Raw genomic sequence first — 16449 nt, 5'->3', positions numbered from 1 at the left:
ACCGGCGATCCGCCGACCCGCACAAGGAGACAGCGTGAGCACGTTGCTGTTGCTGACGAACGCGCTGCAGGCCTCCACCGAGGTTCTGCCCTCCCTCGCCCTGCTCCCGCACCAGATCCGGATCCTGCCCGCCGAGGTCGCCGCCCTGGTCGACGCTCCTGACGCCGACGCGGTGCTGCTCGATGCCCGCCGGGACCTGGTCACGGTCCGCAGCGTCTCCCGGCTGATCCGCACCACCGGCATCGACGTCCCGCTGCTGCTGGTCGTCACCGAGGGCGGGCTGACCGCGGTGAACGCCGACTGGGGCGCGGACGACGTGCTGCTCGACACCGCCGGCCCGGCCGAGATCGAGGCCCGGCTGCGGCTGGTGATCGGCCGCCTGGCCGCCGTCCGCAACGAGGACCCCGAGACCTCGCTGATCCGCAGCGGCGACGTGGTGATCGACGAGGCCTCCTACACCGCGAAGCTGAACGGGCGCGCGCTCGACCTGACCTACAAGGAGTTCGAGCTCTTCAAGTTTCTCGCGCAGCACCCCGGCCGGGTGTTCACCCGCGAGCAGCTGCTGCAGGAGGTCTGGGGCTACGACTACTTCGGCGGCACCCGGACCGTCGACGTGCACGTCCGGCGGCTGCGCGCGAAGCTGGGCCCCGAGCACGAGTCGCTGATCGGCACCGTGCGCAACGTCGGCTACCGGTTCGTCATCCCGCCCAGCACCCAACGCGAAACCGCCGACAGCACCGTCTGATCCTCCGCTTCGTCCGCCGGGCAGGGGATCCGGCCTGGACCGGTGCACAACTTCGACCTTGGACCACGGCGTGTTCGTGGTGCTACCTTGCGTATTCGGTCTTTTCACGGAAGGTGACCGATGGCGCACGTTGCTCCGACCTCGCACCGCCGCGGTGGCGGCACCCACGCCTCGCACCGCGGCGATTCGTCCGACGGGCCGATCCAGACGACCACCTGGCTCGGACTGACCTTCGCGCTCGTGCTCGGCCTGGTGCTGAGCAGCCGCGACCACGTCGGCGTTCACGCCGCCGGCCTCACACTGCTGATCATGTTGATGCCGCTCACGATCGCAGTGTTCGGCAGTGCCGTGCGCCGTGGCCTCGGCTCGGGCGGCGCGGCCTTCTGCACCGCCGTCGCCCTCACCATCGTCGTTCTCAAGTTCGTGGTCTGAGAGCGGCAAGTTCGTGCTCTGAGCGGCATCACCGGTACGGCGGGCTGCGGAGCCGCGGGCCGAAGCCGTGCGGTCCGCAGCCCGACCGGTCAGGAGATGGAGATCCGGTTGGTCGGCACCGGGGTGTACGGGTCGTGCGCCGACAGGTAGTTCGCGAACGCGTCGATGTCCAGGCCGCCGACGAACTTGTTCTGCGCCGTGGTGAAGGCGGGGAAGCCGTCACCGCCGTCGGCCAGGAAGTTGTTCGTGACGATCCGGTACGTCGTACCGTCGACCAGCGGCTGGCCCGCGATCTTGATCGAACCCGCCACCACCTTGGCGCCCGGCGCGGCGGCCGGGTTGTAGGTGTAGGTGATGCCGGCGACCTGCAGCACCTTGTTCGAGGCCTGGTTGACGCCGGAGAACTGCTGCTCCAGCAGGGCCTTGATCTGGGTGCCGGTCATGTCCATCGAGACCAGGAAGTTGTTGAACGGCTGCACAGCGAACGCCTGCCCGTACGTCACCGCGCCCCCGGTCGACGCCAGGTCGGCGCGGATGCCGCCCGGGTTCATGAACGCGGCCACCGGCGTCTTGCCGCCGGTCACCGTCGACGGGTCGGCCAGCTGCGCGTCCGCGATCAGGTTGCCCAGCGGGGATTCCTGCGAGTCGTCCGGCGTCTTCACGATCGACGGGGTGGTGATGTGGCCGATCACCTTGTTCTCGATCGGCGCGACCAGCTCCTGGTACTTGGTGATCAGCTTGGTCAGGTCGCGGTTCTTCGGCACGTCCTGGGTGACGATCAGGTTGTTCGCCAGCGTGTTCAGCCGGTCGACGTCCTTGGTCTTGTTGTCGATGCTCAGCCGCACCTGGGTGACGACCTTGCCGAACGACGACGCGCTGGTGACCAGGCGCGGCTTGCCGGCCGGGTCGTTGATCGAGCAGTTGTAGGCCGAGTGGGTGTGACCGGAGATGACCGCGTCGATCGCCGGGTCGAGCTTCTTCGCGATGTCGGTCACCGGGCCGGAGATTCCCGGGCAGCTGTTGAACGCGCGCGGGTCAGTGGGGAACCCGCCCTCGTGCAGCAGCACCACGATCGACTCGATGCCCTGCTTGCGCAGCTTCGGCACCAGCGCGTTGGCGGTCTCCACCTCGTCGGTGAAGGTCAGGCCCTCGACGCCGGCCTTGGTGACGATGTTCGGCGTGTTCTCCAGCGTCATGCCGATGAAGGCGATCTTCTGGCCGCCCTTGAACTTCTTCACCGTGTACGGGTCGAGCAGGGTCTTGCGGGTGTTCTCGAAGAACACGTTCGCCGACAGGTAGTCGAAGTCGGCGCCCTTGAACTTGGCCTTCTTGTCCGGGCACGAGTTCTGGTTGTTCTGCCCGTCGCCGTCGTTCAGGCAGCCGCCGGTCTGCATCCGGAGCAGCTCGTGCCAACCCTCGTCGAACTCGTGGTTGCCGACCGACGCGGCCTCCAGGCCCATCACGTTCAGCGCCTCGATGGTCGGCTCGTCGTGGAACGCCGCCGACAGCAGCGGGGACGCGCCGATCAGGTCACCCGCGGCGACCGTGACGGTCTCCTGCCCCTGCGCCTTCGCGGCGGCCCGGAGGTTGTCCAGGTGGGTGGCCAGGTACTCCGCGCCACCGGCCGGGGTGCCGTTCACGTTGCCGCTGGAACTGGTCGCGGGATTGGGCGCGAGGTTGCCGTGGAAGTCGTTCAGTGCGAGCAACTGGATCTGGGTGTGCGTCGGCTGGGCTTTGGCCGGCGCTGCCTGGGTCACGGTTCCCCCCGTGGCCAAGCCGAGTACCACGGCGGCCCCGGCGGCCAGCAGGCCAACGGCCCGCGGCCCCCTCAGCCACGTCTTGTCTCGTCCTGTGAAGGCCATGTTCACTCCGTCGTCGATTCGTCACCGCGGTTGCGCGGTGCCGCGAAATTACCCTGATCGGCGCGGGCGCTCCAAGGCCCTGGCAGTGAACTGGCAAAGACCTTTTACGGTATTCAGGTGACCCTCGAAGCAGTCCCCTCCCCGTTGCCCCCGGCCACCGCGGTCGCCGTCACCGAACTCGCTCGTCTGGCTGCGCAGAGCGACGGTGTGAACCCGTTGTCCGAGCAAACGCTGCTGCACGTCGACAGCGAGCACCACGGTGACCTGCACGTGCTCGCGTACGACGGCGAGCCCGGCACGCTGGACGTTTCCGGCCTGCAGACCGCCGAGAACCTGATCGGCTACGCCGCCCTCGGCCCCGACGGCTCCGCCGAACTCGTCGTCACCCCCGCCGCCCGCCGCCAAGGCACCGGTACGGCGCTGCTCCGCATGCTGCTGGACCACGGCAAGGACCGCCTTCGCCTCTGGGCCCACGGTCGCCTCCCCGGCGCCGACGAACTCGCGGCCCACTTCGACCTCACCGTCGCCCGCGAGCTGTACTTCCTGCGCCGCCCGAGCGCGCCCCTTCCTGAGCCCGGGTGGCCCGAGGGCATCGACGTACGGGCCTTTGTTCCTGGTCAGGACGACGACGCCTGGCTGGAGGTCAACGCCCGAGCCTTCGCCACCCACCCGGAACAAGGCGCTTGGACCACCGAAGACCTCGGGGACCGCCTCCACCAGCCGTGGTTCGATCCCGAAGGCTTCTTCCTGGCTGTGGATTCCAAGACCGGCGCGCTGGCCGGCTTCCACTGGACCAAGGTCGAGGGCGACGAGGGCGAGGTCTACGTCGTTGGCGTCGACCCCAGCTACCAAGGCACCGGTCTTGGCAAGGCGCTCACCCTGCACGGTCTGCATCACCTTCAGGAGGTACGCGGCCTGCCCGCCGTCACCCTCTACGTCGACGGCACCAACACCGCAGCCCGCGCCCTCTACGAAAAACTCGGCTTCACCACCGCCGCGCTGGACGTCCAGTACGCACCCGCCACTGTGTGAACGGTGTCACAACGAACTCGGCTCATCACTTGGCGTCATAACCGGCCGCCGCCGCCGTCCCATCCACAACCAGGAGCCGCCCGAGCCTCTCACCCCCCAGCCGGGCGGCTCCTGGCCCTTTCCCCACTTATCCACAGCCCACAACCGACGCCCCTCCCGCGGTCCCCTCAGCCGGTTACGATCTAGACCGACTACGGAGGGCTGACACTCGTGACAAAGCGCAACCGGCTGACCGCCATCCTCAGCGCCGCCTGCCTGCTCGCCACCCTCACAGCCTGCACGGAGGGCAGCCCGGCCGCGGGCCGACCTGACAGCACCGCGGACGGAACGAACTCGACGCCGACCACGATTCCTACTCCCTCATCACCCTCCGTACCGGCCGCTACCACGGCACCTGAGCGCCCAGCGGCAGCTCGAGGACTGGACCTGGCATCCGCAGAGGCGTTCTACCGGCACTACGTCGACCTCATGAACTACGCAGCCAAGACTGGTCAAACCTCCGAACTGCTGGCCGCCAGCGACCCAGGTTGCGAGGGCTGCAAGGAGTACGCAGGCTATGTGTCGAAGGTGAACGAGGCGAACGGCGGAATCCGGGGCGACTACACCGAAAAGGTGAAGGAAGTGTCCGAACTGGTGCGCGGCGAGAGCGGTCGGGTCGGAGGATCGGCGGTGGTCACCGTGGGCGCCTATACGTCGAGAACCTCGCCATCGGCCGAACCCGTCGTCAGCAAGGCGAAGGAGTACACGGAAGAGATTGCCCTTTCGCCCAGCGACGGCAACTGGGTGATGTACGAGATTCAGCTCGAGTCACGATGACGGCACGACGCTCCGCTCTCCTTGCCTCCGTTGTCGTCGGGCTCGCCACCGCGGCGATGGTGCTCACCTTCCAAAACGCCGATCGTGCCGCGGCCACGAGCAACTCGTCGCTCTCGGCTCGCCCAACGGCGCCACCTCCGGGTGTCACGGTCGATCCGACCAAGGAGGGCGTCAAGGCCAAGGCGACCGCCAAGAAGAAGTCCCGCCTCGACTCGAGCCGCAAAGGTAAGCCGAGGAAGAAGGTGACGACTGCACCGAGGCCTCAGGTCACCATTCCGGCCGCCCTCACCCGAGCTCGCAAGAAGGACTTTCGGCTCAACATCGGGATCTGTGGGTTGCCGGGGCCTGATGGGCAGCGGATTGGGCCGGGGCGGTGTCAGCCGGAGTTGCCGGTGGATGAGCGGCCGGTTGAGCCCACGCAGTCCACGGACGTGGAAGTGGTGGCGCGGCGGTTGCCGGTGCCTCAGGACGTTACCTGGGAGCAGGTGCTCAGTGAGACCAAGAGTGTCGTGTTTCCTGGGTTGCAGGTGAAGGTGCAGCCGGCGGGGCGGACGTTGGTGAACTTGGAGACGATCGTTTACACGGATCAGGCGAAGGTCTCGACGGACACGGTGACCTTGCTGGGGTTCCCGGTTGATGTGGAGGCGACGCCGTTGAGTTACACCTGGAACTTCGGGGACGGGGCGTCGGTGACGACCTCCTCGCCGGGGAAGCCGTATCCGGCGAAGGAGATCGTGCACAAGTACTCGAAGCGCGGCGATGTCGGGGTGACGTTGACGACGCACTACGGGGCGCGGTTCAACGTGGCCGGGACGGGATGGCAGTACGTGGAGGGGACCGTGCCGATCACCGGGCCGGCGACGAACTTGCTGGTTCGGGAGGCTGTGCCGGTGTTGGTGGATCCGCCCAGCTAACCGACCAGCCCGCCCTGACGAGCCGCCAGCACAACAAAGCGACTAGTCCTCCGGGTTGAGAACTTTGCGCAGGTGCGTAGTGATTCGCAGTTGGGCGGCGCGGGTCGGGCCGCCGACGGCGAGCATGCTGGCGTAGCCGTGGACGAGGGTGGGTTCGCGGTGGTGCGTGGTCGGGACGCCGGCCTTGGTGAGCAGTTCGGCGTACTCGTCGCCCTCGTCGCGCAGCGGGTCGAAGCCGGCGGTGGCGACGTAGGCGGGTGCGGTGCCGGTGGGGTCGCCGAGCAGGGGTGAGACCCGGGGATCGGTGCGGACCGACGGGTCGGGGGTGTAGTGGTCGCGGTACCAGCTGATGTCCTCGTCGGTGAGGAAGAAGCCCTCGGCGAACAGGTCCCGGGAAGGACGGCGACCGACCAGGTCGAGGCCCGGGTAGATCATCAGCTGCAGGACCGGCGGTGCCAGATCCCGTACGACGCACTGCTGGGCGACGACCGCGGCCAGGTTGCCGCCGGCCGAGTCGCCGCCCACGGCAATCAGAGCCGGATCGGCCCCCAGGTCCTCGGCGTGCTCGACAGCCCAGGTGAACGCGGCGACGGCATCCTCGGCCGCAACCGGAGCAGGTGCTTCCGGAGCCCGGCGGTAATCCACCGAGAGGACCCGGGCGCCGGCCTCGGCGGCGACGTCGCGGCAGTACGCGTCGTGGCTGTCCAGGTCGCCGGCGACCCAGCCGCCCCCGTGGAAGAACACCAGCAACCCACGTTCCGCCGTCCGGGGCACGTACAGGCGGGCGCCGAGCTGCCCGTCGGCGCCGCGGACGGTGAGTTCGGTCACGCGCAGCATCTCCCGCGGCTGCCCGGCGACGAGCCGGGCCGACGACACCAGGTGAGCGCGGCGGGTCTCGACCGACTGGTTGCCGCGGCCGGGCAGCATCGCCTCGAGGCGGAGCAGGAGCTGCAGATCGGGGTCCAGCACGTTGCCGTCGATCTCGATCGGCGCTCCGGCCAGGCGGCGGCGGACCGCCGGGGGCAGGGCGGTCACCGGCTTCAGGGCGTTGCCCTGGACCGCCTTCTGGACCGCGGCCAGGCCGGCCTGCAGGAGCGCGTCAACTCGTGGGTTCACAAAGAGTGACGCTAGCAACAACCCTCGCCATCGCGCTGTCCCAGCCCGGACATCGGCTGCCGACAGGCACGGCCACCTGCCGTTCACCAAAGGATGGGATGCTGGACAGCGTGGCTGGAGACTTGTTGGCGTCGCACAACCGGGAGTACGACGTCGAGCCCCCGTACGACATCACGGCGGCCGGCGATCTTCCCGAGAACCGCTTCTCGGACCGCGAGCTGAGCTGGCTGGCGTTCAACCAGCGGGTGCTCGAGCTCGCCGAGAGCGACCGGGTGCCGTTGCTGGAGCGAGCCAAGTTCCTGGCGATCTTCGCCAGCAACCTGGACGAGTTCTACATGGTCCGGATCGCCGGCCTGAAGCGCCGGATCGCGGCCGGTGTCGCGGTCCGGGCGGCCAGCGGGCTGATGCCGCGCGAGGTGCTCGACCGGAGCCTGAGCCGCAGCCGGGAGCTGATGGACCGGCAGGCCGAGACCTGGCGCAAGGTGGTGCTGCCCGCGCTGGTCAAGGAGGGCATCGACATTCTCCGCTGGGACGAGCTGGAGCAGCCCGAGCGCGAGGCGATGACCAAGTTCTTCCGGGACCGGGTGTTTCCGGTGCTGACGCCGCTGGCGGTCGACCCGTCGCACCCGTTCCCGTACATCTCCGGCCTGTCGCTCAACCTGGCCGTCGTGGTCCGCAACCCCGACACCGGCGGCGAGCACTTCGCCCGGGTGAAGGTGCCGCCGCTGCTGCCCCGGTTCGTCCGGGTCGCCGAGGGCCGGTTCGTGCCGCTGGAGGACGTCATCGCGACCCACCTGGGCCAGTTGTTCCCGGGCATGGAGGTCACCCAGCACCACACCTTCCGGGTCACCCGCAACGAGGACCTCGAGGTCGAGGAGGACGACGCGGAGAACCTGCTCGCCGCGCTCGAGAAGGAGCTGCTGCGGCGCCGGTTCGGCCCGCCGGTCCGGCTCGAGGTGGAGGAGTCGATCGACCCGCAGGTCCGGGCGCTGCTGGTGTCCGAGCTGGGCGTCACCGAGGCCGAGGTCTTCGAGCTGCCCGGGCCGCTGGACCTGCGCGGCCTGTTCGACATCGCCTCGCTGGACCGCGCCGAGCTGAAGTACCCCGGCTTCGTCCCGTCGACGCACCCGCACCTGGCCGAGGTGGAGACCTCCAACCCGGCCGACATGTTCCACGCGCTCAAGCAGCGCGACGTGCTGGTGCACCACCCGTACGACTCGTTCTCCACCAGCGTGCAGCGCTTCATCGAGCAGGCGGCGGCCGATCCGCACGTGCTGGCGATCAAGCAGACCCTGTACCGGACCAGCGGTGACTCGCCGATCGTGGACGCGCTGATCGACGCGGCCGAGGCCGGCAAGCAGGTCCTGGTCCTGGTCGAGATCCAGGCCCGGTTCGACGAGCAGGCCAACATCAAGTGGGCCCGGCAGCTCGAGCACGCCGGCTGCCACGTCGTGTACGGCGTGATCGGGCTGAAGACGCACTGCAAGCTGTCGATGGTGGTCCGCGACGAGCCCGACGGGTTGCGCCGCTACGCCCACATCGGCACCGGCAACTACCACCCGAAGACGGCCCGGATGTACGAGGACCTCGGCCTGCTGACCAGCGACAAGGTGGTCACCGAGGACATCGCGCACCTGTTCAACCACCTGTCCGGCTTCGCCCGCCGCAGCGGCTACCGCCGGCTCCTGGTCGCCCCGCAGTCGGTACGCCGGGGCCTGCTGGAGCGGATCGAGCGGGAGATCGAGCACCACCTCGCCGGCCGCCCGGCCCGGGTCCGGATCAAGGTGAACAGCCTGGTCGACGAGGCCCTCTGCGACGCGCTGTACCGCGCGTCCCAGGCCGGCGTACCGGTGGACCTGTGGATCCGCGGCATCTGCACGCTCCGCCCCGGGGTGCCCGGCATGTCGGACAACATCCGGGTCCGCAGCATTCTGGGCCGGTTCCTGGAGCACAGCCGCGTGTTCTGCTTCGAGAACGGTGGCGATCCGGAGGTGTGGATCGGGTCGGCCGACCTGATGCACCGCAACCTGGACCGCCGGGTCGAGGTGCTGGTCCAGCTGAAGGAGCCGGACCACCTGAGCGAGCTGCGTGAGCTGTTCGACCTCGGCTTCGACGAGCGGTTCGGGTCGTGGTGGCTGCAGGCCGACGACACCTGGCAGGCCCGGCTGACCACCGAGGACGGCGAGCCGCTGCGGGACCTGCAGGAGCGGCTGATCGCCACGCGCGGCCGCCGCCGGCAGGCCGATCCGATCACCTAGGGCGCGTCCGGAGTCCGAGCAGCCGACCTGATCGAGGGCAGGAAACGATGAGCAAGCCGGCGACGGTCATCGCCGCGGGCGGTGTCGTGTGGCGCGACCGGCGCGGCACCCGCGAGGTGCTGCTGGTGCACCGCCCGCGGTACGACGACTGGTCCCTGCCGAAGGGCAAGCTGGCCGGAGGCGAGCACGTCCTGGTCGCGGCCCGGCGGGAGATCGAGGAGGAGACCGGGCACCGGGTGCTGCTCGGCCCGCCGCTCGGCGTCCAGCGGTACGACGTGCGCAAGAACGGCAGCACCGTGCCGAAGCTGGTGCACTACTGGTCCGCCGAGGTCACCACCGGCGCCGACGACGAGCCCCGGTTCGAGCCGAACGACGAGATCGACCGGCTCGAGTGGCTGACGGTCGACAAGGCCGCCCGCCGGCTCAGCTACCCGCGCGACGTGACGATCCTCGACCAGCTGGACGCGGTCACCCCAGTCGAATCGTCCCTGGTCCTGCTCCGGCACACCGAGGCGGTCAAGCGCAAGGAGTGGGACGGCAAGGACACCGTCCGCCCACTGACTCGCACCGGCCGCGCGACGGCCGAGCGACTGGTCGACGTACTGGGTGCTCTGGGCGTCAACCGGGTGCTGAGCAGTGACGCCGAGCGGTGCGCGACCACGGTCGCCCCGTACGCCGCGGCGCTCGGCCGGCGGATCCACCTGCACCCGGAGATCTCCGAGCGCGGCTTCGAGGCCGATCCGACGGCGCTGAACGGGCTGTGCCGTCAGGTCTGGAAGCCCGGCCGGGTCACCGTGGTCTGCTCCCACCGGCCGGTTCTGCCCGCGCTGGCCCGCGAGCTCGGGCTGCCGGTCGGCAAGTACTCCCCCGGCTCGTTCGTCGTCGCGCACCGGCTGGCCGACGGTGGTCTGGTGCACGAGCGGTTCAGCGCGCCGTGAGCTGACGGCGGCTGTGCAAAGAGATCGTCACAGTCGGGGCGGCCTCCGAGTGCGCCGCGGCCGGCCGGGTATGTTCCTCCCGAGGACACCGGCGCCCTACCGGGGGCCGGCGCACGGAGAGGTTCGGTCGCACCCATGACGACGATGCGAGAACTGACCCTGATCGGGATCCGGATGGAATCGCCCAACCGCGCGCCCGTGATGATGCTGCGGGAGACCGAGGGCTACCGCTACCTGCCGATCTCGATCGGTTCGGTGGAGGCGACCGCCATCGCGTACGAGGAGCAAGGGCTGCGCCCGTCGCGGCCACTGACCCACGACCTGATGCGCGACCTGATCCGGGCGTTCGGCGTGCACATCGAGGCGGTCGAGATCGTCGAGCTGCGCGACGCGGTGTTCTACGCCGAGCTGGTCCTGGCCAACGGCGCCCGCGTCTCGGCCCGGCCGAGCGATTCCGTCGCCCTCGCGGTCCGCCTCGGTACGCCGATCCGGTGCACCGAGCAAGTCCTGCGCGATGCCGGCGTGGCCACTCCGGAGGAGGAGCAGGCCGAGCTGGAACGCTTCCGCCAGTTCCTCGACGGGGTCGCCCCGGAGGACTTCTCCAGCTGATCCGGCGCCGGCCGGCCGATACCTGACCGTGACCAACGAGGCACGAATGTCACGCACAGTCACGTCTCTTAACGCAGTTCACCTAATGGCCTCCTGACGGCACGCCAGTCGTCGCGATTGCTACTGGAACCGTTCACCGCTCGTTCACCCGCCACGAGCCGACCGGTCACCTGCTCTCCCTACCGTCTGTGGAAGTTCACAAAGTCTGATATTCCCGCAGAAGGGCAACACTCTCGTGTCCGTCAATCGCCTGCTCCGCGTCGGCACCGTCGCCGTGGCATCCCTCGGCGTTCTCGCTCTGAGCGCCTGTGGCAGTGACCCGGAGCCGACCGGCTCCTCGAGCCCGTCCGGCTCCACCTCGTCGTCGGCCGGCGGCGACTGCCCCGAGGGCACCCTGAACGCCGAGGGATCCTCGGCGCAGAAGAACGCCATCGAGGAAGTCATCGCCAAGTACAACGAGAAGTGCGCCGACGTCACGGTGAACTACAACCCGACCGGTTCCGGCGCGGGCATCAAGCAGTTCAACGCCGCCCAGGTCGACTTCGCCGGCTCCGACTCCGCGCTGAAGACCGAGGCCAAGGACGGCGGCGAGGCCGAGGCCGCGGCCGCCGCGAAGCGCTGCCAGAACAACCCGGCGGTGAACCTGCCGATGGTGATCGGCCCGGTCGCGATCGCCTACAACCTGGACGGCGTGGAGAAGCTGGTTCTCGACGGCCCGACCGCCGCGAAGATCTTCCAGGGCACCGTGAAGACCTGGAACGCCCCGGAGATCGCCAAGCTGAACCCCGGCGTCAACCTCCCGTCGGCGCCGATCGCGGTGTTCTTCCGCTCCGACGAGTCCGGCACCACCGAGAACTTCACCAAGTACCTCGAGGCCGCGGGCGGTGGCGCCTGGAAGGGCGAGCCGGCCAAGAAGTGGAGCGGTACCGGCGCGGGCAAGGAGAAGTCCGCGGGTGTCGCCGAGGGCGTGAAGAGCACCAGGAACTCGATCACCTACGTCGAGTGGTCCTACGCGGTGGACAACAAGCTGGGCGTCGCGCAGGTCGACTCCGGCGCCGGCCCGGTCCCGCTGACCGCCGAGTCCGCCGGCAAGGCGCTGGCCGCCGCGAAGCCGGCCGGTTCCGGTTCGGACCTCGCGCTGAAGCTGGACTACGCGACCAAGGCGCCGGGTGCGTACCCGATCATCCTGGTCACCTACGAGATCGCCTGCACCAAGGGCCTGCCGGCCGAGAAGACCGCGCTGGTGAAGGGCTTCCTCAGCTACTTCGCGAGCACCGAGGGTCAGGCCTCGCTCGCCGAGCTGAACTACGCGCCGCTTCCGGAGGAGATGCGCACCAAGGTCGACGCCGCGATCCAGGCGATCAGCTGATCCGCTGACGACCCCGCAGTACGGCGTGATGCGAGCCCCGGCCAGACCCTCATCGGGCGGCCGGGGCTCGCCTCGTGACCGAGCACCCCGTTCACCTCGGCGCTTGGAGCAGCATCGATGAGCAGTACAGACGTCACGGCACCGCCCGACCGGCCGGACGACACCAAGAAGCTGGACCTCGGACCGGTCGGCCACCTCGGGGACCGGTTGTTCGCCGGCCTTGCCCGTGGGTCCGGCGGGCTGGTGATCCTGATCGTCGCCTTCGTCGGCATCTTCCTGCTGGCGCTGGCGATCCCCGCGCTGGCCAACAACGAGAGCAGCTTTCTGTTCTCCCGGATCTGGGAGCCGGGCGCCAACCCGCCGCAGTTCGGCATCGCGGCGCTGTTCTACACCACCGTGATCAGCTCGATCATCGCGATGGTGATCGCGGTCCCGATCGCGGTCGGCGTGGCGCTGTTCACGACCTACTACGCGCCGAAGCGGCTGGCCGCGCCGGTCGCCTACGCGATCGACCTGCTCGCCGCGGTGCCGTCGATCATCTACGGCCTGTGGGGCATCCTGTTCTTCGCCCCGATCCTGCGGCCGGTGATCGACGGCCTGAGCAACGCACTCGGCTGGCTGCCGCTGTTCGAGAAGCCGCCGACCGACAACGTCGGCGTCGTCTTCACCGCCTCGGTGGTGCTGGCGATCATGATCCTGCCGGTGGTCACCGCGATCAGCCGGGAGATCTTCGCGCAGACGCCGGTCGCGCACCGCGAAGGCGCCCTGGCGCTCGGCTCCACCCGCTGGGAGATGATCCGGATGGCCGTGCTGCCGTACGGCCGCTCCGGCGTGGTCAGCGCGTCGATGCTCGGCCTGGGCCGCGCGCTCGGTGAGACCGTCGCGGTGCTGATCATCCTGTCGGTGCCGAACGGCAACGACCCCTGGAACTCGTCGATCTTCGCCGGCGGCGAGACGTTCGCCTCGAAGATCGCCAACAACGCCGCGGAGTTCGACTCGCCGGACAAGACCGGCGCCTACATCGCCGCCGGCCTGGTGCTGTTCGTGGTGACCTTCCTGGTCAACTCGGCCGCCCGGCTGATCGTGGCCCGCAGCGGACCCGGCGGCAAGCGGACCCGCAAGGTCCGCCGGGTTGGCGACAAGCCGCAGACCGAAGGAGCATCGCTGTGAGCACGCTCGCCGCCAACAAGCCGGCGTACGACGGACAGACGCTCGACCTGACCGGCAAGTCCGGCGGCCGCGCGTTCCGCAACACCTTGGCTTCGGTGCTGATCACCCTGTGCTTCCTGATCGCGCTGATCCCGCTGCTGTGGATCCTGTGGACCGTGATCAGCAAGGGCTACAGCCTGCTGTTCGACGCGGGCTGGTGGAGCGAGTCGCAGCGCGGCATCACGGTCCGCCGCGAGGGCGGTGGCGCGTACCACGCGGTGATGGGCACGCTGATCATGGCCCTGATCACCGCGCTGATCGCGGTCCCGATCGCCATTCTCGGCGCGATCTACCTGGTCGAGTACGGCCGGGGCACCAAGGCGGCCAAGGTGGTCAGCTTCATGATCGACATCCTCACCGGGGTGCCCTCGATCGTTGCGGCGCTGTTCATCTACGCGGTCTGGATCACCGTGTTCGGCTTCAACCGGGTCGGTTTCGCGGTCTCGCTGTCGCTGGTGCTGCTGATGCTGCCGGTGGTGCTGCGCTCCACCGAGGAGATGCTGAAGCTGGTGCCGGACGAACTCCGGGAGGCGTCGTACGCGCTCGGGGTGCCGAAGTGGAAGACGATCCTCAAGGTCGTGGTGCCGACCGCGTTCGGCGGCATCATCACCGGCGTGATGCTCGGTCTGGCCCGGGTGATGGGTGAGACCGCGCCGCTGCTGATCCTGGTCGGCTACTCCAAGAACATCAACCTGAACCCGTTCGACGGGTTCATGGGCGCGCTGCCGACGATGATCAACCAGGACCGGACCGAGCTGGCGCTGCAGCCGGCCGCGGACCGGGTCTGGGCGGCCGCGTTGACCCTGATCCTGCTGGTTCTCCTGCTCAACGTGCTGGCCCGCCTCGTGGCGCGGTTCAGCGCGGTCAAGTCCAAATAGTCAGAGAGGTTCTGAGTCGATATGGCGAAGCGCATCGAGGTCAGCGGCCTCAACGTCTACTACGGCGACTTCAAGGCGGTGGAGGACGTCTCGATGACGATCGAGCCGCGCTCGGTCACCGCGTTCATCGGTCCGTCCGGCTGCGGCAAGTCCACCTACCTGCGGACGCTGAACCGGATGCACGAGGTGATCCCCGGCGCCCGGGTCGAGGGCAAGGTGATGCTGGACCAGCAGGACCTGTACGCCTCCGGCATCGACCCGGTCGCGGTCCGCCGGGTGGTCGGCATGGTGTTCCAGCGGCCGAACCCGTTCCCGACCATGTCGATCTTCGACAACGTCGCGTCCGGGCTGAAGCTGAACGGGGTCAAGGACCGCAAGAAGCTGACCGAAGTGGTCGAGCGGTCGCTGCACGGGGCCAACCTGTGGAACGAGGTGAAGGACCGCCTGGACAAGCCGGGCGCGGGCCTGTCGGGTGGTCAGCAGCAGCGGCTGTGCATCGCCCGGGCGATCGCGGTCGAGCCCGAGGTGATCCTGATGGACGAGCCGTGCTCGGCGCTGGACCCGATCTCCACGCTGGCGATCGAGGACCTGATCGAGCAGCTCAAGAACAGGTTCACCGTCGTGATCGTCACCCACAACATGCAGCAGGCGGCCCGGGTCTCCGACCAGACCGCCTTCTTCAACCTGGCCGCGACCGGCAAGCCGGGCCGGCTGATCGAGATGGGCCCGACCAAGCAGATCTTCTCCAACCCGAACGAGAAGGCGACCGAGGACTACATCACCGGCCGCTTCGGCTGATCCTCCCCGCCACCCGGAAGACGCCGTGGGCAACGATGCGCCCGCGGCGTCTTCCCTTGTCCGGCAGGCGTTCTAGACCAGATTGCGCAGTACGCCGTACAGCGCCATCACGGCCAGGAACGCCGGCGGCACCACCTGCTGGATCCGGGCGCCGGGACGCGGCCGGGGCAGACGGAACCAGCCGAGCCGCTCCAGCGTCCATGCCAGCAGCATGTATCCGACGAGCAGCGTGACGACCGGGAGCACCACGAACATGGGTGGGTTGTACGGCCAGGCACGGGCCACGTCGCCCTCCAGCAGGGCGGCAGCCATCCGCGTCGTTCCACAGAACGGGCAGTTCAGCCCGGTCGCCAGCTGGAACGGGCACGGCAGACCGATCCGGCCGCCCGAGAGTCCGTTGACCCCGGCAAGCACCGCACCACCGGCCAGCACCGCTGCCAGCCCCCGCACCCGACGGTCCAGCGGCTCCGGCATGGCGGGCCGGGGCTCGTTGCCTCTAGGGTGTGCCGGATGCATGGATCCACGGTAAACCGTTCCGGGTGACCGTGATCCGGACTCTCCGGAGCGGTACGTGGCCGGTGAGCTCCAGAATCGCTAGCCTGCAATGACTCCTCAACGAAGATCAGAAGGGATCGTCGTGAGCACTCCGACGCCACCACCGGGTTACGACCCGCAGAACCCGAACCAGTCGGGCGGACCGGACCAGACGCCGGACCAGTACGGGCAGCCGGGCCAGTACGGACAGCAGCCGGGTCAGTACGGCCAGCAGCCCGGTCAGTACGACGAGCCCGGGCAGTACGGGCAGCAGCCCGGCGCGTACCCGGGCCAGCCGGGTCAGCCCGGCCAGTACGGGCAGGCCCCGGGTCAGCCGGGCGGTTCCTCCTACCCGTCGTACCCGCAGTCGGGCGCGACGCCCTACGGCCAGCAGCCGTACGCCGGCTACGGCTACGGCAACCCCGGCGGCGAGCTCGCCACCTGGCCGGTCCGGGTCGGCGCGTTCCTGATCGACGGCCTGATCGTCGCGGTGCCGAACTGGATCGGCAGCACGCTGACGGCCACCGACAACTCCGGGTTGAGGATCGTCGGCTACCTGCTCATCTTGGTCGCGCTCGGTCTGTGGATCTACAACCGGATCATCCAGCAGGGCAAGACCGGCCAGAGCTGGGGCAAGAAGGCGCTCGGCCTCAAGCTGGTCGGTGCGGACAGCGGCCAGACGGTCGGCGCCGGCAAGGCGTTCCTGCGCGAGATCTGCCACATCCTCGACAGCCTGCCCTGCTACCTGGGCTACCTGTGGCCGCTGTGGGACGAGAAGAAGCAGACCTTCTCGGACAAGATCAACAGCACCTACGTCGTCAAGCTCTGACGTCGCCCCCGCTTCACCCCCGGACGCCGTGGCCGTTTCAGGCCACGGCGTCCGTCGTTGTGCACGTCACGCCGACGGGTCCGCCATACTTGCGCCCGGACCGCCCCAGA

General features: G+C 68.9%; 16 protein-coding genes. 13 read left to right on the top strand and 3 right to left on the bottom strand.

Annotation, left to right across the window (positions count from 1 at the left end):
• Positions 1–34 precede the first annotated feature (34 nt).
• Together KFLA_RS04790 and KFLA_RS04785 are read left to right on the top strand one after the other, a co-directional pair.
• Positions 35–745 carry a winged helix-turn-helix transcriptional regulator gene (locus KFLA_RS04790; RefSeq protein ID WP_012918634.1) on the top strand — a complete coding sequence of 237 codons (711 nt, stop codon included), beginning with the start codon at positions 35–37 and terminating at the stop codon, positions 743–745.
• A gap of 120 nt (positions 746–865) precedes the next feature.
• Positions 866–1177, top strand: a complete 312-nt coding sequence (locus KFLA_RS04785; protein WP_012918633.1) for a hypothetical protein — start codon at positions 866–868, stop codon at positions 1175–1177.
• An 89-nt stretch (positions 1178–1266) separates the two neighbouring features.
• On the opposite strand, the gene KFLA_RS04780 is transcribed toward KFLA_RS04785, so the two are convergent.
• Positions 1267–2934, bottom strand: a complete 1668-nt coding sequence (locus KFLA_RS04780; protein WP_237706732.1) for a bifunctional metallophosphatase/5'-nucleotidase — start codon at positions 2932–2934, stop codon at positions 1267–1269.
• A 222-nt stretch (positions 2935–3156) separates the two neighbouring features.
• Here KFLA_RS04780 and mshD point away from each other — a divergent pair, with 222 nt between their 5' ends.
• The 3 genes from mshD (at position 3157) to KFLA_RS35360 (ending at position 5801) form a co-directional block, all read left to right on the top strand.
• Complete coding sequence (gene mshD / locus KFLA_RS04775; RefSeq protein WP_012918631.1) at positions 3157–4071, top strand: mycothiol synthase; 915 nt, start codon at positions 3157–3159, stop codon at positions 4069–4071.
• Positions 4072–4281: 210 nt separating this feature from the next.
• On the top strand, positions 4282–4887 hold the full coding sequence (locus KFLA_RS37245) for a DUF6318 family protein (RefSeq protein WP_012918630.1): 606 nt from the start codon (positions 4282–4284) through the stop codon (positions 4885–4887).
• Positions 4884–5801 (top strand): PKD domain-containing protein, encoded by a 918-nt coding sequence (locus tag KFLA_RS35360; protein WP_012918629.1) that lies wholly within the window; start codon positions 4884–4886, stop codon positions 5799–5801. Before KFLA_RS37245 ends, KFLA_RS35360 begins: the two co-directional genes overlap by 4 nt.
• Before the next feature lie 42 nt (positions 5802–5843).
• Here KFLA_RS35360 and KFLA_RS04760 read toward each other — a convergent pair whose 3' ends face one another.
• On the bottom strand, positions 5844–6917 hold the full coding sequence (locus tag KFLA_RS04760) for an alpha/beta hydrolase (protein ID WP_012918628.1): 1074 nt from the start codon (positions 6915–6917) through the stop codon (positions 5844–5846).
• A gap of 98 nt (positions 6918–7015) precedes the next feature.
• Here KFLA_RS04760 and KFLA_RS04755 point away from each other — a divergent pair, with 98 nt between their 5' ends.
• From KFLA_RS04755 to pstB, 7 genes are all read left to right on the top strand, one after another.
• Positions 7016–9175 carry an RNA degradosome polyphosphate kinase gene (locus tag KFLA_RS04755; RefSeq protein WP_012918627.1) on the top strand — a complete coding sequence of 720 codons (2160 nt, stop codon included), beginning with the start codon at positions 7016–7018 and terminating at the stop codon, positions 9173–9175.
• A 47-nt stretch (positions 9176–9222) separates the two neighbouring features.
• The gene (locus KFLA_RS04750) at positions 9223–10113 is read left to right on the top strand and encodes an NUDIX hydrolase (RefSeq protein ID WP_012918626.1); all 891 of its coding nucleotides are present in this window, start codon (positions 9223–9225) and stop codon (positions 10111–10113) included.
• 135 nt (positions 10114–10248) lie between these two features.
• Positions 10249–10722: a bifunctional nuclease family protein gene (locus KFLA_RS04745; RefSeq protein WP_012918625.1), complete on the top strand. Its 474-nt coding sequence runs from the start codon at positions 10249–10251 to the stop codon at positions 10720–10722.
• Between the two features lie 235 nt (positions 10723–10957).
• Positions 10958–12091 (top strand): phosphate ABC transporter substrate-binding protein PstS, encoded by a 1134-nt coding sequence (pstS, locus tag KFLA_RS04740; RefSeq protein WP_012918624.1) that lies wholly within the window; start codon positions 10958–10960, stop codon positions 12089–12091.
• A 117-nt stretch (positions 12092–12208) separates the two neighbouring features.
• Positions 12209–13261: a phosphate ABC transporter permease subunit PstC gene (pstC, locus tag KFLA_RS04735; protein WP_012918623.1), complete on the top strand. Its 1053-nt coding sequence runs from the start codon at positions 12209–12211 to the stop codon at positions 13259–13261.
• Positions 13258–14178 (top strand): phosphate ABC transporter permease PstA, encoded by a 921-nt coding sequence (gene pstA / locus KFLA_RS04730; RefSeq protein WP_012918622.1) that lies wholly within the window; start codon positions 13258–13260, stop codon positions 14176–14178. The genes pstC and pstA overlap by 4 nt, the downstream gene beginning before the upstream one ends.
• A 21-nt stretch (positions 14179–14199) precedes the next feature.
• Positions 14200–14976, top strand: coding sequence for a phosphate ABC transporter ATP-binding protein PstB (gene pstB / locus KFLA_RS04725; RefSeq protein WP_012918621.1), 777 nt, complete (start codon positions 14200–14202; stop codon positions 14974–14976).
• Between the two features lie 72 nt (positions 14977–15048).
• Here pstB and KFLA_RS04720 read toward each other — a convergent pair whose 3' ends face one another.
• Positions 15049–15492, bottom strand: a complete 444-nt coding sequence (locus tag KFLA_RS04720; protein WP_148256548.1) for a DUF2752 domain-containing protein — start codon at positions 15490–15492, stop codon at positions 15049–15051.
• Positions 15493–15613: 121 nt separating this feature from the next.
• On the opposite strand from KFLA_RS04720, the gene KFLA_RS04715 reads away from it, so the two are divergent.
• On the top strand, positions 15614–16339 hold the full coding sequence (locus KFLA_RS04715) for an RDD family protein (RefSeq protein WP_012918619.1): 726 nt from the start codon (positions 15614–15616) through the stop codon (positions 16337–16339).
• The last annotated feature ends 110 nt before the right edge of the window (positions 16340–16449 follow it).

This window comes from Kribbella flavida DSM 17836 (genome assembly GCF_000024345.1).
In the GTDB taxonomy this organism is placed as follows: Bacteria; Actinomycetota; Actinomycetes; order Propionibacteriales; family Kribbellaceae; genus Kribbella; species Kribbella flavida.
This window is presented reverse-complemented; position numbering and strand designations above follow the sequence as displayed.